Raw genomic sequence first — 22,359 nt, 5'->3', positions numbered from 1 at the left:
ATGAAACTTACGTCAAAACTAAAGGCGATCAGCACAGCAGCACTCATCGCTCTGGGGGCACCGGTTGCCGCTCAGGATTGGGAGCCAAGCAAACCGATCACGATCGAGATCGGGTTTGGGGCAGGGGGATCAACCGATACGATGGGTCGGGTCCTGGCCGAAGTCATCAAAGATCAGACCGGTTGGAATGTGATTGTCGAAAACCGTCCCGGCGGTGGTGGCGTGGCCATGTTTACAGGCCTGTCGCAGCGTCCAGCAGATGACCATACCATTGGTATGGGGGTTGGCATTCCTGTGTTGGTTCAGTTGGTGCAGCGCGGTGATGAGTTGCCGTTTGACATCGACAGCTTTGACTACCTCGGCACAATCGCCAAGGCCGAACTGGCTTTGGTCGCCAGTGCCGACGCTCCCTTCGACGATTTGCAGGGCATGATTGCTTACGCAAAAGAGCAGGGCAACATGCCGGTGGCAACGATGGCGCCCCCACAGGTGCTGATGATGAATGCCGCAACACGTGAGACGGGCGTTGACTTCAACTTGGTGACTGCTGACGGCGGTGCCGAAGTGATCCGTTTGATCTTGGGGGGACAGGTTCTGGCGGGGTTCGCTTCAGGGGAGCACTTCCCGTATCTCGAATCCGGCGACATGAAAGTGATCGCCAGTGCCAACCAGTCGCGTCTGAGCTATGCGCCTGAAACGCTGACATTCATCGAGGCCGGTGTGGACGCCTTTGTCGATGCTGTGTTCTTTCTTGCTATGAAAGGGGGCTCTGATCCTGCGGCAACCGCGGCTATCGCAGCCGCAATCGACAGCGCGGTTCAGTCACCACAAATCGCTGAGATCGTTCGGAATGCCGTGCAGGGAGATCCGATCAATATGGGCCCCGACGGTGCGCGCATGATGATGGTAGATGGTCTTGAAAACGCCAAGCGTTTGTTCGCTAAATAAACTTCAGTGCCCCGCTGCAGACTGCGACGGGGCACCATCCACGGGGAGGGGAACCAGATGAACATGACAACGGACCGCCTGACCGGAGCTTTCTTTCTGCTCTTTGGCTTGGCGATGTTTTTCTTTGTTATTCCTGAGTATGTTGAAGACGTTGATCGCGGGAACCTATCCCCCAAGACAATGCCCAACGTCACATCTTGGGTGATCGCAGTGTGCGGCAGTTTATTGGTCCTTCGACCAACAACCCACCAAGCCCCGGACGCGCGGTTTTTCATTCAAGCGACGATCTACGTAGCCCTTTTGGGCGTCGCGATTTACGCCATGACCTTGGTCGGTTTCATGTATGTCGCCCCCGTTCTTGCGCTGATCCTGATGATCATGATTGGCGAACGTCGCCCGCTTTGGTTGGCGTTGGGGGTTGTGGTGATCCCGGCCGCGATTTGGGTCCTTGTCACTCAGCTATTGGAGCGGGCCCTGCCCGGATAGGACACCGATATGGTAGACTTCTCAATAATTCTGGCAGGCTTTGGGGATGTTTTTACCCCCATAAACCTGCTGTTTGTCGTGTTCGGCGTTGTGCTCGGACAATTTGTTGGCGCTGTGCCGGGCATTGGTCCGGTTATGGCAATGGCCATTGCCATTCCCTTTACATTTGGGCTCGACCCCTTGCCAGCCATTGCCTTTCTTGTGGGCGTCAACAAAGGCGGGCTTGTTGGGGGAGCCGTGCCAGCGGTTTTGATGAATACGCCCGGCACGCCGGACGCAGCCGCGACCGCCATGGACGGCTTTCCGCTCGCGCAGCAAGGCAAACCGCTTAAGGCGACGAAGATGGCGCTTTTTTCGTCCGTCACCGGCGATACGTTCAGCGACATCGTTTTGATCACGGTTTCGGCTCCGCTGGCGATCCTCGCGCTCAAGATGGGGCCGGTTGAGATCGTTGCGTTGATGGTATTCGCGTTCTCGATCATCTCAGGCCTGATGGGCGAGTCGTTGATCAAAGGAGTCATCGCGGCGGCTTTGGGGTTGATGTTTTCGTTCATCGGCACCGATCCTGAGCATTTCACCCCCCGCCTCATTTTCGGCTATTGGGATCTGTTTGACGGGCTTGCGTTGCCATCTGTGGCCATCGGCATGTTGGCGATTTCAGAGATTTTGCGGCGCATGTCTGACAGCCACAACTCGGCTGGACAAGGCTTTCTGCCACCAGACAGTGGCAATCCAGAGGATCGCCGGGTGTCGTGGGCCGAGTATTGGTCTTGTCGCTATACGATGGTGCGCGGTGCAACGATTGGCACGATCCTTGGCGCGTTGCCTGGCATCGGGTCAACTGCAGCGGCGTTCATGTCTTATGCAATGACAAAAACCGCCTCAAAAGATCCTGACAGTTTTGGCAAAGGCAACCTACACGGCATTGCGGCAACGGAATCTGCCAATTCGGCAGTTGTTGGTGCAAATCTCATTCCCCTACTGACGCTTGGCATCCCGGGAAGCGTCACTGCGGCGCTCATCATTAGTGCCTTCATGATCCACGGTATGCAGCCCGGCCCGCTCTTGTTTCAGAACCAAGGACGTCTGGTCTATGGGCTTTTCGGCGCCATGATCATGGCGAACTTTGTGAACCTATGGGTCGGACAGGCCGGTCTGCGCCTTTGGGTCAAAGTTGTCTCTGCCCCCGAAGCCGTTATCTTTTCATCGGCGCTTCTGCTTTGCTTTGTGGGCGTTTCGATGGCGACCAATGGTCTATTCGGCGTGACTGTGATGCTGATTTTTGCGGTTTTTGGATTGTTGATGCACAGCTTCGGATATTCGATGGTCATTTTCATCATTGCCTTCTTCCTTGGGCCGCAGTTTGAAAAATCCCTGTCGCAGGCGATCGCCTTGTTGAACGGAAACCTCCTGAACATCTACACAAGTCCCGTTGCTGTGGCGCTTTTGGTCTTGTCTGCGCTATCGGTTTTCTGGTTCCTTTCTAAGCGCACAAATGCTGTCGCTGATACAACCAACCTTGGTGTGCCGGACGGCGAAACCCTGGATCAGAAAAACCCATAATGGCAAAACCCAAGAACATTCTGTTCATCATGTTCGACCAGCTGCGCTGGGACTACCTAAGTTGCTACGGTCATCCGCACCTGCACACGCCCCACATTGACAAGTTGGCGTCACGGGGAGTGCGGTTTGACCGGGCCTATATCCAGTCGCCCCTGTGCGGGCCGTCACGGATGTCGACATACACAGGGCGCTATGTGCACAGCCATGGCGCCTCTTGGAACAACGTGCCCCTCAAGGTTGGAGAGCGCACCATGGGAGACCATCTGCGCAACCTAGGCATGGAGTGTTGGCTGGTCGGCAAGACCCATATGAAGGCGGACGCCGAAGGCATGGCGCGGTTGGGTCTGGAACCGGACAGTGTGATCGGTGCCCGTGTGTCGGAATGCGGCTTTGACGTGTTCGAACGGGATGACGGAATGCGCCCTGAGGGGCCGGATGGGTTCTATGACGATGGCGGGGCGCTCAAGTATAACGATTACCTGCGCGACAAAGGCTACGAGGGCGATAACCCTTGGCATGACTATGCCAACTCCGCCAATGATGGGGCGGGCAATGTGCTGTCGGGCTGGTTCATGGAAAACAGCGACAAACCGGCGAATATCATCGAAGATGATAGCGAGACCCCCTATCTGACCCGTCGCGGGATGGCGTTTATCGAAAGCCGTGGCGATGCGCCGTGGTGTTGTCACCTGTCTTATATCAAGCCCCATTGGCCCTATATCGTACCCGCGCCCTATCACGACATGTACGGGCCTGAGCATTACCTGCCTGTGGTGCGCAGCGATGAAGAACGCGACACCAACCACCCCGTTTTCGGGGGGATGATGAAGGCACCGGTTGGGCAGGCGTTCTCTCAGGATCACGTACGCGACAAGGTTTTGGGCGCCTACATGGGGCTTATCAAACAATGCGATGACCAAATGGGCGTTCTGTTTGATTGGCTTGAAAGCACCGGGCGGATGGAAGACACGATGATCGTCGTGACCTCGGACCACGGCGACTATCTGGGTGATCACTGGCTGGGCGAAAAGACGTTCTGCCATGACACCTCTGTTCGGGTGCCGATGATCGTTTATGATCCTTCAGCTGAGGCTGATGCGACCCGTGGCACCTCATCGGATGCGCTGGTGCAACTGATCGACCTTGCGCCGACCTTTGTTGAGGTGGCCGGTGGCTCAATGGCGGAGCTTGATCATGTGCTAGAGGGGGCGTCGCTGTTGCCGCTGTTGCGTGGTCAGGACCAAGGGCGCGACTACGCCTTTTGCGAATATGACTACTCGATGACGCCTTTGGCCAAACGCCTTGATCTGGACACGGCTGAGGCGCGGTTGTTCATGGTGACCGATGAGCGCTTCAAGCTCATAGAATTCGGCGGAGGCCTCCGACCCATCTTGTTCGATCTTAAAAACGACCCGGATGAGTTGACCGATTTGGGCGAAAGCGTGGACTATCAAGAAGACGTTGCGCGCCTATCCTCAGCGCTGGATACCTGGGCGCGTCGCCCCTCTCAGCGCACCACAATCACCAACGAGGCGTTGCGCCGGACCCGAACCCAACGCAGCACCAAGGGTGTCATTTTGGGAGCTTATGGTGAGGACGATGCGGATGCCGACCTGACCGAAAAGTATCGCAATCGCAGGGCTCCCCCCGTGCGGGGTATCTAGCGACGCGGCTTGGCGAGGCCAGCGATCACCTGTGTATTATGTTTGAGGCGGATGCGTGTTTCGCAACTCTAGGCCGCGAAACACGGGCCGCCAGACACTCCGTCGTCGTCCCCCCGGCGATCATCAATTGCGACCTGCCAAACCGGTTCTTGGGCAACGCGGTTCTTGTCGCGCACCAATCATGGGGCACTGGAGGGGCCGAGGTTGCGACGTTCACCGTTCCTCTGTTCCAAAGGCATTGTCGCGGGACTAGAAGCGCCCGCAATCTACTTTCATTTTGTCACCCGTGATCGCGGAACTCAGATCGCAAGCGTAGTAGAGCGCCGCGCGGCCGACTTCTTCGGGGCCAACCCAGCGCTTGAGCGCGGCCACGTCGGTGTAGTTTTCTTTTTCGATCTCAGCGGCGGGGCGGCCTTCGGCCTCAGCACGGCGGGCGAGGATACGATCCATGTTTTCACCAGAAACGGCGCCGGGCATCAGGGCGTTGACGCGAACGCCGACAGCCCCCAATTCCCGGGCCATGGTTTCAGTGATCCCGATCAGGGCAAATTTTGACGCCACATATGCGGACCGCATCGGATAGCCTTGGATGCCCATCAGCGATGACATGTTGATGATGGAACCGGACCTTTGCGCGGTCATGATCTTGGCGGCCTCTTGGAGACAGTACATCGCCCCGACCAGGTTGATGTTCATGCACGTGACCCAATCGCCCATATCGACTTCGGCGACCGGTGCGATCGGGCCCGGGCCGCCCGCGTTGTTCAGCAGGACATCGACGCTGCCGGTGATTTCTTTGGCTTGGGCAAATAGCATTTGCACATCTGATTGGTCAGACACGTCACAGGCAATTGCGTGCCCGCCTACGGCCTTCGCAACCTTTTCCAGTGGTTCTAACCGACGTCCGGCGACAACAACGGTTGCGCCTGCGTTTGCGAAGACGTGGGCTGTTGCCTCGCCAATACCGCTGCCACCGCCTGTGATGACGGCAAGCTTACCGTCCAGTCGGGCTGGATCATGTGTCATATGGTGTCCTTTTCAAAGTCGCGCCCCGGATCAAACAGAGGCATTTCGGGCTCGCGCCCTAGAATGGAGTCGCCCATCAGCTGGCTGATATAGGGGCCGATGGTGTAGCCGCCGCGGACACAGCCCAATACGTGGGCGTGGGGCACGCCGGGCAAAGGCCCCGCAAGAGGGTAGAAGTCTGGCACGTTGGCCTCAAACCCTGTCCAGCTGCGCAAGACGCGTGCCTTGGCCAATGCTGGCACCGCGTATTGGGCCAAGGCGAGGTTGGGCTTAACCGACTGGGCATCAACGGTGCCGCGCCCGTCTTGTGGGGTGCCCAGTCCTTGCCAGCCGCCACCGACCAAGACGGTGCCGTTGGCCTTTTGCTTCATGGTCAAGAGGCCCGTGGCATGGCCAATCACGCTGCTCATCAGGGGCTGAAGGCGTTCGGTGACAGACACGGTGTTGACCCGCGCATTCACGGGCAGATTTACGTCCAGCAGGGCAGCCAAGGGTTTCAGCCACGCGCCCGCCGCCAGAAGGATGCGGTTTGCGCGGATCGGGCCTTGGGGTGTGGTCAGGCGGAAGCCGTTGTCCTGATCAATGGCGGTTACCGCGCAGCCCTCACGATAGGGGATGCCTGCGTCACGCAATTTGCCCCGATAATACTGTCCTGTGAGCGAGGAATTGGCATAGCCGTCCTCGGAGCAGAAACTTGCGGCCTCAACGCTTTGGGTCAGGTTTGGCTCTGCCGCGCGTAGGCGGTTGTTTGAGACAAACTCGATGGGGGCGCCGGCATTGGCCTTAAGAGTCTGACGCTCGTGCAGCATTTCAGCCTCGCGGGCGTTGAACGCGAGCGTGTAGCCGCCGGTTTTCGCAAAGCCGACCGCGTCCCCCATCTCTTCCCATAGATGATGCCCCTTGAGCGCGTAGGGCATCAGTTTCACACGTTTGATTTGCAGGCTCAGGGTGCCCGCGTTGACCCCTGATGCCCCTTGGCCAAGGTCGCCTTGATCCAGCACGATTGCGGACATGCCGCCATCAGCGACGCGCAGCGCTGTTGCGCATCCCATGATGCCGCCGCCAATGATGGCGATGTCATATGTGGTGTCAGCGGTCATAGCGGCGCCGGTTTTGGGATGGGCAGGTCGTCATAGTCAAAATCGCCAGCGGCTTGTCCCAAGGGCACAGGACGCAGGGGGGGGCGCGGGGTTGGCGGTGGGACGTCTGATGTGGATTTGCCCGCTTGGGCTGCGATCAGGGCCGCAATCACCGTTTGGCAGTATTTGCCGCCACAGGGGCCCATGCCTGCGCGCTGACCTGACTTTACGGCGTTGGTGCTGTTGGCGCCGTTGGAAACTTCGGCGCTGATGTCGGCGCGGCTCAGGCTCTCGCAGCGACACAGGATGGTGTCTTGCGTGGTGAGGGCCTGTACGTCGGCGCGTGGCATGCTGAGCGCGGTCATCGCACGGCCAAACCGTTCGGCCCGTTGCCACGGGCGCAGGGACGGCGTGGGGGCTGAAAGCCCGAGGTCACGGGCAACCCGAGCGCCTGCCAAGGCTCCTTGCAGGGCCGCAGCGGTTGCGCCGCGAATGCCGCAGCCGTCGCCGCATAGGTACAGGCCGTCAACCGCAGTCACCCCGTCGGGGTCTGCGATCGGGACCCAACCGCCCAAGGTTGGATCATTCCGGATTGCCACGCCAAGCATGTGCGAGGCCTCGATCTGAGGGATCAGCCCGTTGCCGAGGCACAGGCTATCTGCGTCGAAATTCGGTCCTGATCCGGCGCGTTTTAGATTGGTGGTTTTGATGCCGGTGACGTGGTCTTGGCCCGCGACTTCGGTCACCGCATGCTCCCACAAGATTGGGACACGTGCCAGCATAAGGTCGGCCATCCAAAATGCACCACGGGCCAGCAGTTTGGGTTGTCCGATCATTGATGGTGTGGCACGGGCCCATTCGGCGCGAGAATTTGGCGTGACAACAGCAACCACCTCTCCGCCCAAACGGCGTATTTCACTGGCGACAAAGAACACCAAAGGGCCAGTCCCGCTCACCACGGTGCGTTTGCCGGGCAGGGAAAGCGTTTGTTTGAACAGCGACGTCGCCCCAGCCAAACCGATTACACCGGGCGTCGTCCAGCCGGGGATCGGTTGCACATATTCGCGCGCGCCGGTCGCAAGGACTAAGGAACGACAGGTCAGTTGCTCGGTCGCGCTGTTGCGCAGAATTTGCAGGGACCAACGATCCCCGTCGCGGCGAATGTCCCAGACACGGGTGTCGGCCAGATGGGTGGCCGCACTTTCGGAAAGCGCGGTGCGCAGGGCATTTCCCGCTGTTGTTTCCGGCGTGGCGGGGGCCGATAAGATGCTGGAGGATTTCCCCCGCCAAACTTGCCCACCGGGCGCGGGTTGTTCATCCAGCATCACGACATGCGCACCGCTTTGGGCGGCGACCACGGCGGCGTTGCCTCCGGCGGGGCCCGCCCCAACTACGGCAATGTCGTAGAGATCAGACATCAGGCCCTCTCAACCACAAGGTCTGCCGACACGTCTGTGCGGCAGGCTTCGACAACTTGGCCCTGAACCACCACGGCGCATTCTTGGCACAACCCCATGCAGCAAAACGCTCCGCGCGGGGCGCTGTCGTTGGGGGCTTCACGAAGGTTCAAATGCCCCGCCCGCATCAGGGCAGATACCAGTGTCTCCCCCCTGTGGCCCTGAACCGGCGTGCCATCAAAGGTGAAGGTCACCGTTTCAGACCGCTTGATCTGGGCTGTGTAGTTGGGGACCAGTCGGATCATTTGTAGGAAATGCCCAGATCGTCAAAGGTGCGTTTGATCTTGTCGATGTCGGCCTCTGCCAAAGGCATGACGGGATCGCGGGGCACGCCGGCGGGTTGGCCGATCAAATTCAGAGCCGCCTTGAAGGAGGCAGGCCAAGTGCCCGTGCCCATCAGCAGTTCATAGAGCACGGTCAGCTGGTGATGCGCGTGACGGTAGGTGTCATCCGGTGCGCCATTGCCAACAGCGGCCATCTCAGACGGCAGCAGGTCAGTGAATTCCGGACCCGTCGCGATAAAGCCTTTCGCGCCAAGGGCAAAGGCGGGGAGGATATAATGGCAGGGGCCAGTCATCACCGAGAGACGGTCACCAAGGCGGTGCAGCAAATGTGTATGATAGAAAAAGTCCCGTTGGCTTTCCTTGATGCCGATGACGTTGTGGTTTTCCAACAGCCGCTCGGTTTGGTCGATGGTCAGGGAAAAGCCCATGCGTCGGGGTGAATTATACAAAACCAGCGGGAGTTTGGTGGCTGCTGAGACTTTGTCAAAACGTGCCATCAGTTCTGCTTCGGAGGCTTTCAGAACATAGGTCTGTGGCATCGACAAAAGAACGTCGGCACCGTTGTCTTCGGCCGCGCGCACATAGGCAAGCGAGGCGTCGATAGTGGGGGCCGAAATGCCCATCATGACCGGTACCCGGCCCTTGGCGGTGTCTTTGGCAAGGCGGACAAGACGGCCGCGTTCTTCGGCGTTCAGCGCCCAGCTTTCTCCGTTGTCACCAGCGATGCAGATACAGGTTGCGCCGCGCGACAGCAGGAATTCAAAGAGATCGACAAAGGCGTCCTCCATGATTTCGCCGCGTTCATTGAAAGGCGTCGCGATGGCGGGAACATAGCCGTGAAGGTCTTCTTTTTGCATGGGATTAGGTCCTTGGAGCCGGGATTTGGCAGGTGAAGACGCAGCCAAATTGGGCGTCCACAATGAAAAGGCGGGTTGGGTCCGTTGGGTCGAACGTGACGGAGGTTGTCCATAACCCACGGGGAAGGCGTATCTCAGCGAGCAGGTCGCCCACAGCATCGAACACATAGGCGCGCCCGGCCTGGGCCTGGGCGACAGCAAGCCAACCATGGCTGTTGCAAGCCAACCCATCCGGGCCAAGGCCGCCAGACAGCTGCAGATAGGTGCCCACCATAGGCATGCCTGTGTCTGGCAGGCGGGTTGAGAATTTCCAAACCTGGTTGGCGCGGGTCGCGGCGACGTAGACCCAAGCATTGTCCGGTGAAACGGCAATGCCATTGGAATAGGGAACGCAGTCCAGCACCAGGCGCAGATCGCCATCTTGCCAGCGATAGACCCGCCCCCGCGGGTTGCTCAGGCTGGTGCGGCCACTGTCCGTGAACCACAGAGCACCGTCGGGGCCATAGGTCATGTCTGACAGGCCAAGGAAGGGTGTCGGTGCGCCTGCGCTGAGAACTTCAAAGGAGGTGTCGCCCGTCAGCTCAATTAGGCCATGCTTGTAGTCCACCGCAATTCGCCGCCCGCCGGGGGCGAGGCGCATGGCGTGGGGCTCGCCATCAATCTGGTGCATCTGGGTCCAGTCGCCCGAAGGCGACACCTGAAAGACACGACCGTAAGGCACGTCCGACAGCCAGAGATTGCCATTCTCGTCAAAGAACGCCGCCTCCAAGAACGAATGCATCGGCTGATCGGGGCGGGTCATCTTGGCCCACGCCGAAGGTTCGCCGCGATGGTGCATGTCATCTGGTAAAGCGCTCCAGAGGGTCGCGGTAAGGTGGGTCATGTCACAATTCCTGCGTCAAAAAGCTGGTCAATTTGGTGCGCGTCCAGCCCCATCCCGGTGAGCACAGCATGGGAATGCTGGCCCAGCGTTGGGGGCGCTTGATGCAGTTTGGTGCCCTGGCCGGTCATGTGGAAGGCCGTTGTGGGAAGAGCTGTACTATCGTCGTCTGGGTTGGGTTGGAAAAAGCCGCGCGCAGCCAGTTGGGGCAGGTCGACAGCCTCGGCCAAAGTCTTGACCCGTTCCGCAGGCAGATCAGCGGCGCGCAAATGGGTGACCCATGTCTCTGCGTCGGTGGTCATGAAAATGTCGCGCAGGACTGACTTGGTTTCAGCGCTGATGGCCCAAACGTCGCGCCAGTCATAGATATCGGCCAATGCGGGTAGGGGATGACCCAATCTCTGAAGAAGTTTGGCAAGCTTGCGATACTGCGCCGGGTGGAACGCGCCCAGCATCAGTTGGCCGTTTTGCGTGTCATAGCTCGCGATGCCGGGCTCTTTGCCACGTTTGGCTGTCGCAGGGCTTTGGGCGGCCGCTGCTTCGGGCGCCATCATTTGCATGGCGACTTCAAGCATGGAGACAGAGATATGCGTGCCTTGCCCGGTCCGTTCGCGCTGTGTCAGGGCGGCGGTCACGGCAAAGGCAGCAGCATAACCGGTTGAATAGTCGACAAAGGAAACCCCGGGCTTAACCCCGCCACATTGGCCGATGGTGCCGCTGGTCGCTTGGATGACATTGTCATAGGCGCCATGTGCGGCTTGGGGGCCGGTGTCACCATATCCGGTGATCGAGCAGTGGATCAGCCGTGGGTTGATATCGGCCAAAACCTCGTAACCAATTCCAAGCGAGGCAAGGGCGCCCGTGGTGAAGTTCTCCACCACGATATCGGCCTTTTCAGCCAGAGATTTCAGCACATCAATGCCTTTAGTGCTGCGCAGGTTGAGGGCGAGGCTGCGCTTATTTGCCCCCTGCACCTGATAGTTCAATCCAAGCCCCGCAGCGTTCAGCGCGTCATCTGGGCCACGGCCCCGGGCGCAATCCGGGTTGGACGGGTCCTCGACCTTGATCACGTCGGCGCCCAGCAATCCCAACTGGTAGGTGCAGAATGGCCCCGCCAGAACATGGGTCATGTCCAAAACAACTATGCCGTTCAATGCGCCTGTCACGTCAGTAAAGCCTTGCGAAATGGAGTTTTGTCTAATATACAAAACGTGAGTTTATATACAAGACAAAGATGTGAGAACCATGGCCGAAAGCAGCATTTTTCACCGAGACCTCAATTCTGAACTGCCGGTCGTCGTCGCTGGGGATGGGAATTTCCTAATAGATGCAGCGGGTAAGCGGTATCTTGATGCCTGTGGCGGGGCGGCGGTGTCCTGTCTTGGTCACGATCACCCTAAGGTCCGGGACGCCATCAAGGCACAGGTTGATAAGCTTGCCTTTGCACACACCGGATCGTTCACCAATCAACCGGCTGAGGATTTGGCCGCCCATCTTGTGGCGCGCGCGCCCGAAGGAACAGGCGCTGGGCGGGTGATGTATCTTGGCTCTGGCTCTGAGGCGATGGAAGCCGCATTGAAGCTGGCGCGGCAGTATTGTGTTGAGAAAGGTGAGCCAGAGCGCCGCCGGATCATTGCCCGCAAGCCCAGTTATCACGGAAATACGCTTGGGGCACTGGCGACAGGGGGGCACGCGGGTCGGCGCGCGCCGTTTGCGCCGCTCTTGATTGATGTCACTCATATCGACGCGCCGTATCCCTATCGTTTGCAGCGTCCTTCAGAAAGCGAAGCAGATTTCGCTCTGCGTATGGCAAACCTGCTGGAAGACGAAATTCTGCGGTTGGGGCCAGAGACCGTGATGGCCTTTGTTGCCGAGCCTGTCGTTGGGGCGTCTTTGGGCACCCAGCCTGCACCTGCGGGTTACTTCCAACGTATCCGGGAGATCTGTGATCAACACGGTGTGCTTTTCATTGCCGATGAGGTGATGAGCGGGATGGGTCGGACGGGCACGTCATTTGCGTTGGAGCAAGAAGGTGTCGCTGCCGATCTAACCACAATGGCCAAAGGGCTAGGTGCGGGCTTTCAGCCGATTGCCGCCGTGATGGCCGCGCAAAACGTCGTTGATGTGATCCAAGCAGGCAGTGGCAAGCTTTGGAACGGGCACACCTATATGTCTCATGCGATTGCGACAGCTGGGGCTTTGGCCGTGCAGCAAGTCATCGAAGAAGACGAATTGCTGGACAACGTTGTGACGCGCGGCGATCAGCTGGAGGCCGGCTTGCGCAGGACGTTTTCACAGAACCCTCATGTGGGGGACATTCGCGGGCGCGGGCTGTTCTGGACCATCGAAATGGTCGCAGATCGGGCAACAAAGGCACCATTTGACCCGGCTGAGGGGATCGCGCTCAAGATCGGGGCGGCTGCAAAGGCGCGCGGTGTCATGACCTACCCGTCGCAGGGGTGCATTGATGGTCTAAACGGCGATCACGTTTTGTTGGCGCCCTCTTATACATCGACTGAGGCCGAGATTGATCTGATCCTTGACGCTCTTGTGCAAGCGGTCACTGACGTGGTGGGGGGCTAAACAATGGCACGCAAGACCATTCTGACAGCTGCGATCACCGGCAACCTCATGACGCCGGAAATCAGCCCAAACCTGCCAATCACGCCCGAGCAAATCGCGCGTCAAGCCTTGGATGCGGCGGCCGCTGGTGCCGCCATTGTGCATCTTCATGTGCGCGATCCACAAACGGCCAAAGGCTCCATGCGGCTTGATCTCTATTCAGAGTTGGTTGAGCGTATCCGGGCCGAGCGGTCCGACGTTTTGCTAAACCTCACCACGGGCGAGGGCGGGCGGTTTATTCCGTCCGATGAGGACCCAAAAGTGGCCGCCGCCGGTTCGACCCTATGCGTGCCTGAAAAACGTGTGGCCCATGTGGAGGCCCTAAGGCCGGATATCTGCACGCTGGACTTCAATACCATGTGGTCTGGGCAAGCCTCGGTCATCAATGCGCCGCGCAACCTCGAAATCATGGCCGAGCGGATCTACGCTGCTGGGGTGAAGCCTGAGATCGAGATTTTCGACAGTGGCGATCTGCATATGGTCAAAGACTTTGTTGCGCGGGGCGTGCTCAAGACCCCGTTGATGGTGCAGATGGTTTTGGGTGTCCGCTTTGGCGCGGTGGCAAACCCAGAAACCATGGCTTACCTAGTGAGCCAATTGCCCGCAGGCACCGAATGGGCGGCCTTTGGCATCGGTCGAGCAGCGTTTCCCATGCTGGCGCAGGCATGGTTGCTGGGGGGGCATATCCGCATCGGCATGGAGGACACCGCCCATATCGCCAAAGGACAGCACTGCGAAAGCAATGCGCAACTGGTGGAAAAAGCGGGCCGTATCATCGGTGATTTGGGGGGCGAATTGGCGACCCCGGATGAGGCCCGAGACATTCTTGGACTTACCGGGTGAGCCTACATGCCCTGATATCCCAAGGCCCGCGAGATTTGCAGTGCCGCGCTTTGAGCTTGGGGCAAGTAGAAGCTTTCCATGCGATCAAAATCGAACCCACTGTCGGGACCGGACAGGTTCACGCAGGCGACGATTGCGCCGGTATTGTCACGCACAGGCACGGCAACGCTCGACCCACCGGGTTCGCGGTAGCCTCTGGAGATCACAAAGCCCGCGTCGCGCGCCTGAGTGACACATGTCATAAGGCTGGCCGCGTCCATTGGCGTGTGTTCGGTAAAACGATGCCAGATTTGCGCCTCGGCAAAGGCGTCCAATTCGGCGGCATTCTTCGCCCCCAGAAGACACCAGCCAATCGCCGAAGCAAAGGCCTGCGTGCGGGTGCCCGTGCGCATGTTCGACACATATCCCGACCGGGCCTGATGGCTCACAAGGTAGAGTACGTCATCCCCTTCCAGCACGCTCAGGTGTGTCGAAACGCCCGTTTCGTCACGCAGGTGGGCCAGAATGGGGCGGGCAATAGCCGTGATTGGCTGTTGGTTCAGGTAGGCGAACCCAAGATTCAGTACGCGCGCACCGAGGGTGTAGGTGTTGGCCTGCTCCGCCTCGCGGATGAATTCCATCTGGCGCAGGGTATACACAAGGCGAAACGCAGAACTCCGGCTCAGCTCCATCGCGCGGGCAATGTCGCTCAGCGACATAGGGGTTTCGGCGGCGCCAAGGACTTCGAGAACTCTCAGGCCTCGGTGCAAACCGGGGACAAAATAGACATCATGATTGGACGCTTTGGGCATAGATGATTTGATTCCGAGTTGCGCTCACACGTGTTTAATATGCAAAACATACCAAAGACAATGGAGGACAGACGATGACCGACCCGGCATCAAACCTTTTACCAGCGACGAACGAAGACACTTGCGGTCCGTACTTCCCGATCTATTTCGCGGATCCGACGCTAGAAGATCTGACCAGTCTCAATCCGGGTGTGGTAACCGAGGCATCGGGCACGCCGATCATCCTGCGCGGGCGGGTGCTGGACCGGCACCGAGAATTGGCCAATGGCGTCGTCATCGAGTTTTGGCAGGCCAATGCCAAGGGGGTTTACCGCACACCGGCAACAGAAGGGGATGCGGATATCGACCCTTGGTTCTACGGGTATGGTCGCATGCGGTCGGCGACGGGCCTCTATGAGTTCCCCACAATCATGCCGGGTGCGGCTGAGGGCCGCGCGCCCAATATCACGGTCACGATCTTCTCAGACGGGATCAATCGTGTCGTGACACAGGTGTTTTTTGACACCGAAGACGGCAACGAAAATGACCCTGTTTTGCAGGCAGTGGGCGAGGATGCCCCCAAGCTGATCGCGCGCCATGATGGGCGCACGGCCAGCGGTGCCGAGGTCTATGTCTTTGACATCATTATGGCCGGCGACAACGAAACCCCCTTTTTCGACGATCTGGAGAGCTGAGACATGGGCAAGCAAGGACGTATTCTGGGCATCGGCCCAACGGACAACACATCGGATCAGCGCACCCCACGCCAGCGGTTGCGGTTGATCCCAGATGTCGCGCGCAAAAGCTTTGTGCCTGTCGTGCCTGCGCGCTATGCGGCGAACCCCCACGAATGGGACATGACCCGGACAGCCCCGGATCGGCCCCGTGCCGCAGGCGTGCCGATCGAGGTCACAGGCCGTGTGCGCACAGCATCAGGCCGCGCTGTCGCAGGTGCGTTGCTCGAGGTCTGGAGCGCCAATCACTACGGGCGCTACCGCCACATCGAAGACCATTCGGGACTACAACTGGATGAAAACCACCTTGGGCTGGGGCGCGTTCTGACCGACGATGAGGGCCGTTACCGGTTCTGGGCCATCAGCCCGGGTGCCTATCTTGCCCGGCCTGACATTGGTCGCTGGCGTCCAAAGCACATCCATATGTCGATCAGTGGCGGTTCTTCACGGTTGATCACACAAATGTATTTTCCGGGTGAGCCGAACAACGCCACCGACCCGATGGGGATCCTCATGGGGGATGCCTTTGAGCGTAATCTTGGCAAACCTCGCGAGACGGGCACGGCGGACGTCGAAGAAGCCTATGATTTCGATATCGTGGTGGGTGGGCGCAACGCGACGTTCTTCGAATAGGTCTTGATACGCCGCCAAAAAGAGAGCGCGTCCACTGAGGTCACCTTTGGGTGATCTCAGTACAGGGCCGCGAGGGCTGCGTTGGGTTGCAAAGGGCTGCGTGCGTGTGCCGGCTGAAGCTACCGTCGCAAAAAGGATGGTCAAAATGTCAGGGCCGTTTTTGAAATACGGACAAAAGACCTTTTCATAGTCAACCAGCCCATAGCGTCCTTTGGTCGGCAATAGCGGCGCGGCAGGGGTTCAATCTTCAGATCGTGGTGGGACGTTTGGAAGTCCACCCGCAGGTCGATGAGGGTGTCGATCTCCGCATCCTTTGGTGTGTGTTTCACCAATGGGCTGTCGGGGTCTGTTGTCAAATGGGTGCAAAGTGCTGTCGCACCCCTGTTTTCAGGCCCTCGGCAAGCGCTTTGTCATCACCCAAAGAGGTAATCATCGCGCGATCATACTGGACTGGGCCCCGGGCTGGATCAGGCGAGCTTGGCCAAACGCATCGCCTATGACCGCGCAACAACTGGCGGCGTGATCAAAAAGGCTTGAACAAAAGGGGCTTGTGTCGCGTCAGTCCGACGACGCCGACGGCCGGGCTTTTAGGGTTAGCCTGACACCTGAGGGAGACGCGGTTTTGGCCAAGTTTGAGCGGGTGGTTCAGGCAGTGCAGTCCCGCATTTTGCCCGCTTTATCTGATCGCGCAAAAGCACGTCTGTTGGCCTTGATGACAAAGGTGCTCAACCCAGTGGGTTAGGCCGTGCCGATTGACGTGATTTGGCCGCAGATTTCCGTTGCAACTGTCAGGCTGCGCGCTGTGGCGTGAGCCATCTGTGGAAGGATCATCCATTCCAGCGCCCATGCAGAGCCAGAGCGTTCCTGCTCGTGGACAAGCGCGTGATGCATGCCCCCGATCTGGGTGGCGTTAAAGCGCGCCAGTGTCACCAGAAGCTCGGCCAGGATGGGGTTTTGCTTGTGGGGCATCGCCGATGAACCGCCGCCGCCCGCAAGGGTGACCTCGTCAATCCCCTGCTGAGCCATCAAGCAGATGTCTTGCCCGAATTTGCCAAGCGACCCGGTGATAAGCGACAGCAAATTGGCATAATCCGCGATGTCGTCCCGAGTGGCGTGCCAGACCCGTCCCGGGTTTTGAAGACCAAGTTGGTCAGCCATACTGCTGGCGATCTCATCAGCATGAGGCGCGAGGGCCGCGCGGTCGCCTGCTGCGCCGCCCAGCTGCAAACGCTCAACCGTTGGCCGGAGGCGTGTCAGCCGCTTTTGATGCTGCTCAAGGGGCTGTGACCAGACCGTAAGCCGGTCCACCAGCGCAATAGGCATTGCCGCCTGCATCCGCGTACGCCCCATGAGGCGGCGCTCGCCGAACTGTTCTGCAAGACGCCCAAATGCGTTGGACAAAGCATCAAGCTTGCGGTCGAGCAGGTCATCAAAGTCCCGCAGTGTCAGGGCCAGCGCTGTGTCGATCACATCCTGCGATGTCGTGCCTTTGTGGATGCTGGCCGGGTCACCGTCGATTGCGGCTTTCAGCTGCGCGACCAAAGCGGGGATAACCACGCCATCCGATGCGGTGCCTGAACAAAGGCCAGACATGTCTGGCGCAAAGGTTTCGATCCGCTGGGCGATTTTTTCGGCCGTTTCAGCATCCACTTTGCCCAAACGCCCCAATGCGCGGGTGTAGGCGGCCTCAAACGCGAGCATATGGGTGATTTGACGTTCGGGCGCCCATATGTGCGCCGCATCTTGGTCACCAAATAGTCCGCCAAGAAACGGATGATCAAAGGGGCCGGTCATTTCAGCGTCTCATACAGGCGGCTGATCGCCCGGGCCGTTGCCGCAGGCTGTTCGATGGACGGCAGATGCCCGCAGTTGTCCAATTCTTCATAGCGCGCTCCTTTGATCATTCCAGCCAGAGCTTGGACGAGGGCAGGGGGCGTGGCAAGGTCATTGGCGCCTGCGATGCAATATGTGGGCACGGTGATGCGCCGGGCTTGATCCGTGAAATCACTGTCGCGGATCGCAGCACAGACGCCTGCGTAACCAGCCGCGGATGTGCGGATCAGCATGTTGCGATAACCCGCAAGATCGGAAGGATTTTTTGTTCGGAAACCTTCTGAAAACCAACGCTCGAGAACAGCGTCGGCCATGGGCGCGATGCCCTGGCTTTCTACGGTTTGGATGCGAGCGTTCCAGCCGTTCGCATCGCCAATCTTGGCCCCTGTGCAGCACAGCGTAAGACCCGCAACAAGATCAGGCCGGGTCGCGGCCAGTCCTTGTGCAATCAGCCCACCAACAGACACCCCGCAGATCAGCGCGTCTTTCATGTCATGCTGGTCCATCAGCGCACCGACATCCCCCACCAATGCGCCCATGGTTATGGGGCCATCATCGCTCAGCCCATGACCGCGCTTGTCTATACATAAGACCGGCGCCTTCACAGATATATGGTCCATCACCGAGTCCCAGATCCGAAAGTCCGTCCCGAGCGAATTGAGAAAGACGATGGGCGTGCCTTCCCCAGAGACATAGCGATAGTGCAGCGTGACTTCATTGAGTGTTTCGAAAGTCATGAGGCAGTTGTCGCTGCAGTCGCGGCACAAGGTCCGTTTTTGATGGCACGGTTTTGGACTGCTGCGGCGTTCGGATATTTCTGTTTCATACTGTGACTTCTCTTAGGCCGAGAATTTCACGCGCCTGCTGCCAAGTGGCTACAGGGCGTTCGTATTTATCACAGAGCTCAACCACACGTTTGACCAGCGCCGCGTTGGAGGGAGCCAGCGTGGTCTTGTCAATCCGGACGTTGTCTTCCAGACCTGTGCGCGCATGACCGCCGCTTGAGACCGCCCAGTCGTTCAAATCGATCTGATGTCGCCCGATGCCAGCGGCGCACCATGGAGCGTCATCTCCAAACAGCCGCTCAACAGTTTTGACGTAAAAATCAAATACACGGCGGTCCACCGGCATTGAGTTCTTCACGCCCATGACGAACTGGACGTAGGGCGTTCCGACAATTTCGCCACGATCAGCCATCAGCTTGGCCTGAAAAATATGGCTGAGATCAAATGCCTCAATTTCCGGCTTTATGCCGTATGTACGCATTTCCTGAGCGAGCCAGTCGATCAGGTCCGGAGAGTTCTCATAGACACGTGTGGGAAAATTGGTTGATCCAACCGATATCGAAGCCATGTCTGGCCGCAAGCCCAGCATGGCCCCTCGTTCTTTCCCGCTGCCCGATCGCCCACCTGTCGAGAGTTGAACAATTATGCCGGGGCAGTGACTTTCAAGGCCTTCCTTGAGACGCGCGAACCGGTCAGGATCCGATGTGGGCTTTCCGTTATCGTCGCGCACATGACAGTGGGCGATGCTGGCCCCCGCCTCAAACGCTTCGTGCGTGCTTTCAATCTGTTCGGAGATGCTTATCGGCACGGCCGGATTGTTGTCCTTAGTGGGCAAAGACCCGGTGATCGCGACGCAGATGATGCAGGGATTGTTCACGGTGGCCTCAAATGTCAAAGAAGATGGTTTCGTTCGAACCCTGAAGGTGGATATCGAACCTGTATTCTCCGTCCTTGAGCTTTTTGGCGAGCAAGGTCGGAACGCGGTTTTGATGCTCTATGCGCGTCAGTATCGGATCGGTTGCATTGGCCTCCGCCTCATCTTCAAAGTAGATGCGCGTGTGCAGGCCGATATTGATGCCGCGAGCGACAATCCAAGCGGTGATATGAGGCGCCTGCATTTGTCCGTCAGGCCACGGCACTGCACCGGGCTTAACGGTGTCAAAGGTGAACTCTCCCGTCTCCATATCGCCCGAAGAACGCCCCCACCCAACAAAGTTCGGATCAGCCGTACCGCGGGTTTCGTTTGCAGAAGGAAATAGCCCGGCGGCGTCGGGTTGCCAAACCTCAATCATGGCGTCGCGCAGAGGGGTGCCGGTGCCGTCATAGACGATACCCTTGACGATGATTTCCTCGCCCTGAACAGGGCCGGTTTTCATCGATGTGCCCAGATCACCTCCGTAGATTTCGATGCCGGTGAAATTGGGTGTGCAACCGATGTGGACGTAGGGGCCTGCGGTCTGGCTGGGGCTTTCGCGAAGATAGTCGAGTTTCTGTACCATTCTTACAAACCCTCCTTTCGGTTCTCAAAATAGGTCTGCCGCTGCCCACGCAGAACAATGTCGAATTTGAAAGCGCGGCTGTCCATTGGCACGGTGCGGTTCATGTCCAGCGGCGCGGTTAGCGCGTCTACAGCCTCTTGGGATTTCAGGACGCCGACAATTGGGCACAGCGGGATGTGCGGGTCCCCCTCGAAATACATCTGTGTGATCAGACGTTGCGCAAATCCATGACCGAAAACCGAGAAGTGAATGTGGGCAGGGCGCCAATCGTTCATGCCGTTTGGCCACGGGTAGGGACCGGGCTGAATGGTGCGGAATTCGTAGGATCCGTCTTCGGCCGTGATGGTGCGACCGCATCCGCCAAAATTGGGATCAAGCGCCGCTTGGTAGCTTTCCTTTTTGTGGCGGTAGCGACCGCCCGCGTTGGCCTGCCAGAATTCAAGCAGCGCGTTTGGGACGCCGCGCCCGTTTTCGTCAAGTACCCGACCATGCACGATGATGCGGGGACCAATCGCGCTTTCACCCGGCTTGGCGTAGTTTAACAGCAGGTCGTTGTCCAACTCGCCCAGCATGTTGTGTCCGAAGACGGGGGATGTCTCTTCCGAAAGGGTGGTTGGGAAGGACAGCAGCGCCGATTGGGGACTGCGTTTGACGCTGGTCTTGTACCATGGCGTCAGTGCGTCAGGCTGCCAATCGCGGTCACGTGGCACAAAGCCACCTGTTTTTGGTGGGGCTACTAGGCTCATATCTCGACTCCCAGTTCGGCATAGGTTTGCTTTGCGAGTTTGATGGCATGGTTTGCAGCAGGTACGCCAGCGTAGACAGCGACGTGCATAAAGGCTTGCAGCACGTCTTGCGGTGACGCGCCAGTATTCTGTGTGGCCCGGATGTGCATGGGGATTTCTTCGAAATTCCCGGTCGCCGCCAGCAGGGCCAATGTCAGCATCGACCGCTCGCGATGCGGGATCGTATCGTCGGACCAAAGCGTGCCCCACGCCCCTTCAGTGATCATGGATTGGAAGGGCGCATCAAAGTTGACCTTATTGGCCTCGGCGCGATCTACATGGGCGTCACCCAACACCTGACGGCGTGTTTTCATGCCTGCTTCGTATCGGTTTGTCATCTTGCGTTCCATCAGTAAGGCAACCCGACGTAGTTTTCTGCCATGGCACGTTGTGCGGCTTCATTGCTACGTAGGTATTCCAGTTCTGCGACCTGCATCTTTAGGTCGAATTCGGTCTGATCCGGATAGCGATGCATCAAGGATGAGAACCACCAGCTAAAGCGTTCCGCTTTCCAAACCCGCGCAAGCGCCTTTTCAGAATAGCTGTCGATGCCTTTTGAACTGCCGTTTTCGTAATAATCGCGCAATCCATTGTAAAGGTAGTGCACATCGGAAGCCGCTGTGTTCAGGCCTTTGGCGCCCGTGGGCGGCACAATGTGTGCGGCGTCCCCACAAAGGAACAGTCGACCCCACCGCATTGGCTCGGTCACAAATGACCGAAGTGGTGCGATGGATTTCTCGATGCTCGGCCCGGTGATCAGTTTTTCAGCTTGATCGGCAGGAATGCGTTTCTTGAATTCCTCCCAGAACGCCTCGTCGGACCAATCTTCTTCGGTGTCATACAGCGAACACTGGATGTAGTAACGGCACAGGTTTTCATTGCGCATCGAGGCAAGCGCAAACCCGCGCTCAGAATTGGAATAGATCAGCTCATGATTGATTGGGGGCGTTTCGCTGAGAATGCCAAGCCAGCCAAAAGGATATACTTTTTCGTATTCGCGTAGCTTGTCCGCCGGAATGGTTTTACGGCTGACCCCGTGAAAGCCGTCGCACCCGGCGACAAAGTCGCAATCGATCCGGCGCTCTTGTCCGTCCACAGTATAGGTCACATAGGGGGCGTCAGAGTCCGCGTTGTGTATCACCACGTCTTCGACGTTGAATTCGATTTGTCCGTCTGCCTTTTCACGAGCTTCATAAAGGTCGCGGGTGACTTCGGTTTGACCGTAGACGATGACGGGGGTGCCAGTGTGTTCCTTGAAGTCGATGCGAAACATCTCATCTCCGTAGGCCACAAAGGTTCCGTCATGGACAAAGCATTCTGCATGCAATCGGTCGGCGCAGCCGGCCTCTTCCATGAGGCTGACCATCCCTTGCTCCAAGACGCCTGCACGAATGCGGCCAAGCACGTAGTCTTTGGTTTTGCGTTCCAAGACGATGCTTTCGATGCCACGCGTGTGCAGAAGTTGAGAAAGCAAAAGCCCAGAGGGGCCACCCCCGATGATCGCTACATTTGTTTTCATGAATCCCCCACGTTCATTGGCATCTTTCCTCTGGGGACATTCTGATACATAAAAGAGGAAAGTAAATTGATATATTGGCCGTTATAGTTGCT

The 22,359-nt window shown here is 58.4% G+C and carries 24 protein-coding genes and 1 pseudogene; 9 read left to right on the top strand and 16 right to left on the bottom strand.

All coding sequences use genetic code 11. The features are described 5' to 3' along the window. Genes ABWV47_RS05005 through ABWV47_RS04990 form a run of 4 tightly spaced genes read left to right on the top strand, consistent with a single transcriptional unit; the run spans nucleotide 1 to nucleotide 4,661 of the window. The gene (locus ABWV47_RS05005) at nucleotides 1–948 is read left to right on the top strand and encodes a Bug family tripartite tricarboxylate transporter substrate binding protein (RefSeq protein WP_353308999.1); all 948 of its coding nucleotides are present in this window, start codon (nucleotides 1–3) and stop codon (nucleotides 946–948) included. 57 nt (nucleotides 949–1,005) lie between these two features. Beyond that, nucleotides 1,006–1,434 carry a tripartite tricarboxylate transporter TctB family protein gene (locus tag ABWV47_RS05000; protein ID WP_353308997.1) on the top strand — a complete coding sequence of 143 codons (429 nt, stop codon included), beginning with the start codon at nucleotides 1,006–1,008 and terminating at the stop codon, nucleotides 1,432–1,434. A 9-nt stretch (nucleotides 1,435–1,443) separates the two neighbouring features. Further along, a complete protein-coding gene (locus ABWV47_RS04995) occupies nucleotides 1,444–2,997 on the top strand; it encodes a tripartite tricarboxylate transporter permease (RefSeq protein WP_353308995.1) in 1,554 nt (517 codons plus the stop codon). Further along, the gene (locus ABWV47_RS04990; RefSeq protein ID WP_353308992.1) at nucleotides 2,997–4,661 is read left to right on the top strand and encodes a sulfatase-like hydrolase/transferase; all 1,665 of its coding nucleotides are present in this window, start codon (nucleotides 2,997–2,999) and stop codon (nucleotides 4,659–4,661) included. Before ABWV47_RS04995 ends, ABWV47_RS04990 begins: the two co-directional genes overlap by 1 nt. A gap of 249 nt (nucleotides 4,662–4,910) precedes the next feature. On the opposite strand, the gene ABWV47_RS04985 is transcribed toward ABWV47_RS04990, so the two are convergent. The 7 genes from ABWV47_RS04985 to ABWV47_RS04955 are packed head-to-tail and all read right to left on the bottom strand — an operon-like array spanning nucleotide 4,911 to nucleotide 11,410. Further along, nucleotides 4,911–5,687: an SDR family NAD(P)-dependent oxidoreductase gene (locus ABWV47_RS04985; RefSeq protein WP_353308989.1), complete on the bottom strand. Its 777-nt coding sequence runs from the start codon at nucleotides 5,685–5,687 to the stop codon at nucleotides 4,911–4,913. Then, entirely contained in the window at nucleotides 5,684–6,787 is a 1,104-nt protein-coding gene (locus ABWV47_RS04980) for an NAD(P)/FAD-dependent oxidoreductase (protein WP_353308986.1), read from the bottom strand. The genes ABWV47_RS04985 and ABWV47_RS04980 overlap by 4 nt, the downstream gene beginning before the upstream one ends. After that, nucleotides 6,784–8,184 carry an FAD-dependent oxidoreductase gene (locus tag ABWV47_RS04975; protein WP_353308983.1) on the bottom strand — a complete coding sequence of 467 codons (1,401 nt, stop codon included), beginning with the start codon at nucleotides 8,182–8,184 and terminating at the stop codon, nucleotides 6,784–6,786. Before ABWV47_RS04975 ends, ABWV47_RS04980 begins: the two co-directional genes overlap by 4 nt. Further along, nucleotides 8,184–8,468, bottom strand: coding sequence for a (2Fe-2S)-binding protein (locus tag ABWV47_RS04970; protein ID WP_353308980.1), 285 nt, complete (start codon nucleotides 8,466–8,468; stop codon nucleotides 8,184–8,186). The genes ABWV47_RS04975 and ABWV47_RS04970 overlap by 1 nt, the downstream gene beginning before the upstream one ends. Further along, nucleotides 8,465–9,364, bottom strand: coding sequence for a dihydrodipicolinate synthase family protein (locus ABWV47_RS04965; RefSeq protein ID WP_353308978.1), 900 nt, complete (start codon nucleotides 9,362–9,364; stop codon nucleotides 8,465–8,467). The genes ABWV47_RS04970 and ABWV47_RS04965 overlap by 4 nt, the downstream gene beginning before the upstream one ends. Nucleotides 9,365–9,368: 4 nt before the next feature. Next, nucleotides 9,369–10,247, bottom strand: coding sequence for an SMP-30/gluconolactonase/LRE family protein (locus ABWV47_RS04960; protein ID WP_353308975.1), 879 nt, complete (start codon nucleotides 10,245–10,247; stop codon nucleotides 9,369–9,371). Continuing rightward, nucleotides 10,244–11,410: a CaiB/BaiF CoA transferase family protein gene (locus tag ABWV47_RS04955; RefSeq protein WP_353308972.1), complete on the bottom strand. Its 1,167-nt coding sequence runs from the start codon at nucleotides 11,408–11,410 to the stop codon at nucleotides 10,244–10,246. Before ABWV47_RS04955 ends, ABWV47_RS04960 begins: the two co-directional genes overlap by 4 nt. Before the next feature lie 79 nt (nucleotides 11,411–11,489). Here ABWV47_RS04955 and ABWV47_RS04950 point away from each other — a divergent pair, with 79 nt between their 5' ends. After that, nucleotides 11,490–12,827, top strand: a complete 1,338-nt coding sequence (locus ABWV47_RS04950; RefSeq protein WP_353308970.1) for an aspartate aminotransferase family protein — start codon at nucleotides 11,490–11,492, stop codon at nucleotides 12,825–12,827. A gap of 3 nt (nucleotides 12,828–12,830) precedes the next feature. Further along, nucleotides 12,831–13,709 (top strand): beta-keto acid cleavage family enzyme, encoded by an 879-nt coding sequence (locus ABWV47_RS04945; RefSeq protein WP_353308967.1) that lies wholly within the window; start codon nucleotides 12,831–12,833, stop codon nucleotides 13,707–13,709. A gap of 2 nt (nucleotides 13,710–13,711) precedes the next feature. Here the strand turns inward: ABWV47_RS04945 and ABWV47_RS04940 are convergent, their stop codons facing one another. After that, entirely contained in the window at nucleotides 13,712–14,500 is a 789-nt protein-coding gene (locus tag ABWV47_RS04940; RefSeq protein ID WP_353308964.1) for an IclR family transcriptional regulator, read from the bottom strand. A gap of 74 nt (nucleotides 14,501–14,574) precedes the next feature. Here ABWV47_RS04940 and ABWV47_RS04935 point away from each other — a divergent pair, with 74 nt between their 5' ends. Both ABWV47_RS04935 and ABWV47_RS04930 read left to right on the top strand, forming a co-directional pair. Further along, nucleotides 14,575–15,174 carry a dioxygenase family protein gene (locus tag ABWV47_RS04935; RefSeq protein ID WP_353308962.1) on the top strand — a complete coding sequence of 200 codons (600 nt, stop codon included), beginning with the start codon at nucleotides 14,575–14,577 and terminating at the stop codon, nucleotides 15,172–15,174. 3 nt (nucleotides 15,175–15,177) lie between these two features. Continuing rightward, nucleotides 15,178–15,846: a dioxygenase family protein gene (locus tag ABWV47_RS04930; protein WP_353308960.1), complete on the top strand. Its 669-nt coding sequence runs from the start codon at nucleotides 15,178–15,180 to the stop codon at nucleotides 15,844–15,846. 140 nt (nucleotides 15,847–15,986) lie between these two features. Here the strand turns inward: ABWV47_RS04930 and ABWV47_RS04925 are convergent. After that, nucleotides 15,987–16,211, bottom strand: a pseudogene (locus ABWV47_RS04925) (hypothetical protein); the annotation flags it as partial. A gap of 185 nt (nucleotides 16,212–16,396) precedes the next feature. Here ABWV47_RS04925 and ABWV47_RS04920 point away from each other — a divergent pair. Further along, entirely contained in the window at nucleotides 16,397–16,588 is a 192-nt protein-coding gene (locus tag ABWV47_RS04920; protein ID WP_353308955.1) for a winged helix DNA-binding protein, read from the top strand. Here the strand turns inward: ABWV47_RS04920 and ABWV47_RS04915 are convergent. The 7 genes from ABWV47_RS04915 to pobA all read right to left on the bottom strand — a co-directional run bounded on the left by ABWV47_RS04915 (nucleotide 16,585) and on the right by pobA (nucleotide 22,267). Further along, nucleotides 16,585–17,640, bottom strand: a complete 1,056-nt coding sequence (locus tag ABWV47_RS04915; RefSeq protein ID WP_353308952.1) for a 3-carboxy-cis,cis-muconate cycloisomerase — start codon at nucleotides 17,638–17,640, stop codon at nucleotides 16,585–16,587. The genes ABWV47_RS04920 and ABWV47_RS04915 overlap by 4 nt on opposite strands. Next, complete coding sequence (gene pcaD, locus ABWV47_RS04910) at nucleotides 17,637–18,416, bottom strand: 3-oxoadipate enol-lactonase (protein ID WP_353308950.1); 780 nt, start codon at nucleotides 18,414–18,416, stop codon at nucleotides 17,637–17,639. The genes ABWV47_RS04915 and pcaD overlap by 4 nt, the downstream gene beginning before the upstream one ends. 85 nt (nucleotides 18,417–18,501) lie before the next feature. Beyond that, complete coding sequence (locus ABWV47_RS04905) at nucleotides 18,502–19,341, bottom strand: 3-oxoadipate:acetyl-CoA acetyltransferase (RefSeq protein ID WP_353308948.1); 840 nt, start codon at nucleotides 19,339–19,341, stop codon at nucleotides 18,502–18,504. Between the two features lie 7 nt (nucleotides 19,342–19,348). Next, entirely contained in the window at nucleotides 19,349–19,963 is a 615-nt protein-coding gene (gene pcaG / locus ABWV47_RS04900; protein WP_353308945.1) for a protocatechuate 3,4-dioxygenase subunit alpha, read from the bottom strand. A gap of 2 nt (nucleotides 19,964–19,965) precedes the next feature. Continuing rightward, the gene (pcaH, locus tag ABWV47_RS04895; RefSeq protein WP_353308943.1) at nucleotides 19,966–20,709 is read right to left on the bottom strand and encodes a protocatechuate 3,4-dioxygenase subunit beta; all 744 of its coding nucleotides are present in this window, start codon (nucleotides 20,707–20,709) and stop codon (nucleotides 19,966–19,968) included. Further along, nucleotides 20,706–21,086 (bottom strand): 4-carboxymuconolactone decarboxylase, encoded by a 381-nt coding sequence (gene pcaC / locus ABWV47_RS04890; protein WP_353309591.1) that lies wholly within the window; start codon nucleotides 21,084–21,086, stop codon nucleotides 20,706–20,708. The genes pcaH and pcaC overlap by 4 nt, the downstream gene beginning before the upstream one ends. A gap of 11 nt (nucleotides 21,087–21,097) precedes the next feature. After that, a complete protein-coding gene (pobA, locus tag ABWV47_RS04885; protein ID WP_353308940.1) occupies nucleotides 21,098–22,267 on the bottom strand; it encodes a 4-hydroxybenzoate 3-monooxygenase in 1,170 nt (389 codons plus the stop codon). Nucleotides 22,268–22,359 lie beyond the last annotated feature (92 nt).

The organism is Shimia sp. NS0008-38b (genome assembly GCF_040370365.1).
Classification (GTDB): Bacteria; Pseudomonadota; Alphaproteobacteria; order Rhodobacterales; family Rhodobacteraceae; genus Shimia.
Note: the sequence above shows the minus strand (reverse complement) of the source record. Positions and strands in the feature narration are given on the sequence as shown.

Bases quoted from the DNA above. Each gene is read 5' to 3' on its own strand.
- ABWV47_RS05005 (WP_353308999.1), top strand. From the start codon at position 1: ATGAAACTTACGTCAAAACTAAAGGCGATCAGCACAGCAGCACTCATC.
- ABWV47_RS05000 (WP_353308997.1), top strand. From the start codon at position 1,006: ATGAACATGACAACGGACCGCCTGACCGGAGCTTTCTTTCTGCTCTTT.
- ABWV47_RS04995 (WP_353308995.1), top strand. From the start codon at position 1,444: ATGGTAGACTTCTCAATAATTCTGGCAGGCTTTGGGGATGTTTTTACC.
- ABWV47_RS04990 (WP_353308992.1), top strand. From the start codon at position 2,997: ATGGCAAAACCCAAGAACATTCTGTTCATCATGTTCGACCAGCTGCGC.
- ABWV47_RS04985 (WP_353308989.1), bottom strand. From the start codon at position 5,687: ATGACACATGATCCAGCCCGACTGGACGGTAAGCTTGCCGTCATCACA.
- ABWV47_RS04980 (WP_353308986.1), bottom strand. From the start codon at position 6,787: ATGACCGCTGACACCACATATGACATCGCCATCATTGGCGGCGGCATC.
- ABWV47_RS04975 (WP_353308983.1), bottom strand. From the start codon at position 8,184: ATGTCTGATCTCTACGACATTGCCGTAGTTGGGGCGGGCCCCGCCGGA.
- ABWV47_RS04970 (WP_353308980.1), bottom strand. From the start codon at position 8,468: ATGATCCGACTGGTCCCCAACTACACAGCCCAGATCAAGCGGTCTGAA.
- ABWV47_RS04965 (WP_353308978.1), bottom strand. From the start codon at position 9,364: ATGCAAAAAGAAGACCTTCACGGCTATGTTCCCGCCATCGCGACGCCT.
- ABWV47_RS04960 (WP_353308975.1), bottom strand. From the start codon at position 10,247: ATGACCCACCTTACCGCGACCCTCTGGAGCGCTTTACCAGATGACATG.
- ABWV47_RS04950 (WP_353308970.1), top strand. From the start codon at position 11,490: ATGGCCGAAAGCAGCATTTTTCACCGAGACCTCAATTCTGAACTGCCG.
- ABWV47_RS04945 (WP_353308967.1), top strand. From the start codon at position 12,831: ATGGCACGCAAGACCATTCTGACAGCTGCGATCACCGGCAACCTCATG.
- ABWV47_RS04940 (WP_353308964.1), bottom strand. From the start codon at position 14,500: ATGCCCAAAGCGTCCAATCATGATGTCTATTTTGTCCCCGGTTTGCAC.
- ABWV47_RS04935 (WP_353308962.1), top strand. From the start codon at position 14,575: ATGACCGACCCGGCATCAAACCTTTTACCAGCGACGAACGAAGACACT.
- ABWV47_RS04930 (WP_353308960.1), top strand. From the start codon at position 15,178: ATGGGCAAGCAAGGACGTATTCTGGGCATCGGCCCAACGGACAACACA.
- ABWV47_RS04915 (WP_353308952.1), bottom strand. From the start codon at position 17,640: ATGACCGGCCCCTTTGATCATCCGTTTCTTGGCGGACTATTTGGTGAC.
- pcaD (WP_353308950.1), bottom strand. From the start codon at position 18,416: ATGACTTTCGAAACACTCAATGAAGTCACGCTGCACTATCGCTATGTC.
- pcaG (WP_353308945.1), bottom strand. From the start codon at position 19,963: ATGGTACAGAAACTCGACTATCTTCGCGAAAGCCCCAGCCAGACCGCA.
- pcaH (WP_353308943.1), bottom strand. From the start codon at position 20,709: ATGAGCCTAGTAGCCCCACCAAAAACAGGTGGCTTTGTGCCACGTGAC.
- pcaC (WP_353309591.1), bottom strand. From the start codon at position 21,086: ATGACAAACCGATACGAAGCAGGCATGAAAACACGCCGTCAGGTGTTG.
- pobA (WP_353308940.1), bottom strand. From the start codon at position 22,267: ATGAAAACAAATGTAGCGATCATCGGGGGTGGCCCCTCTGGGCTTTTG.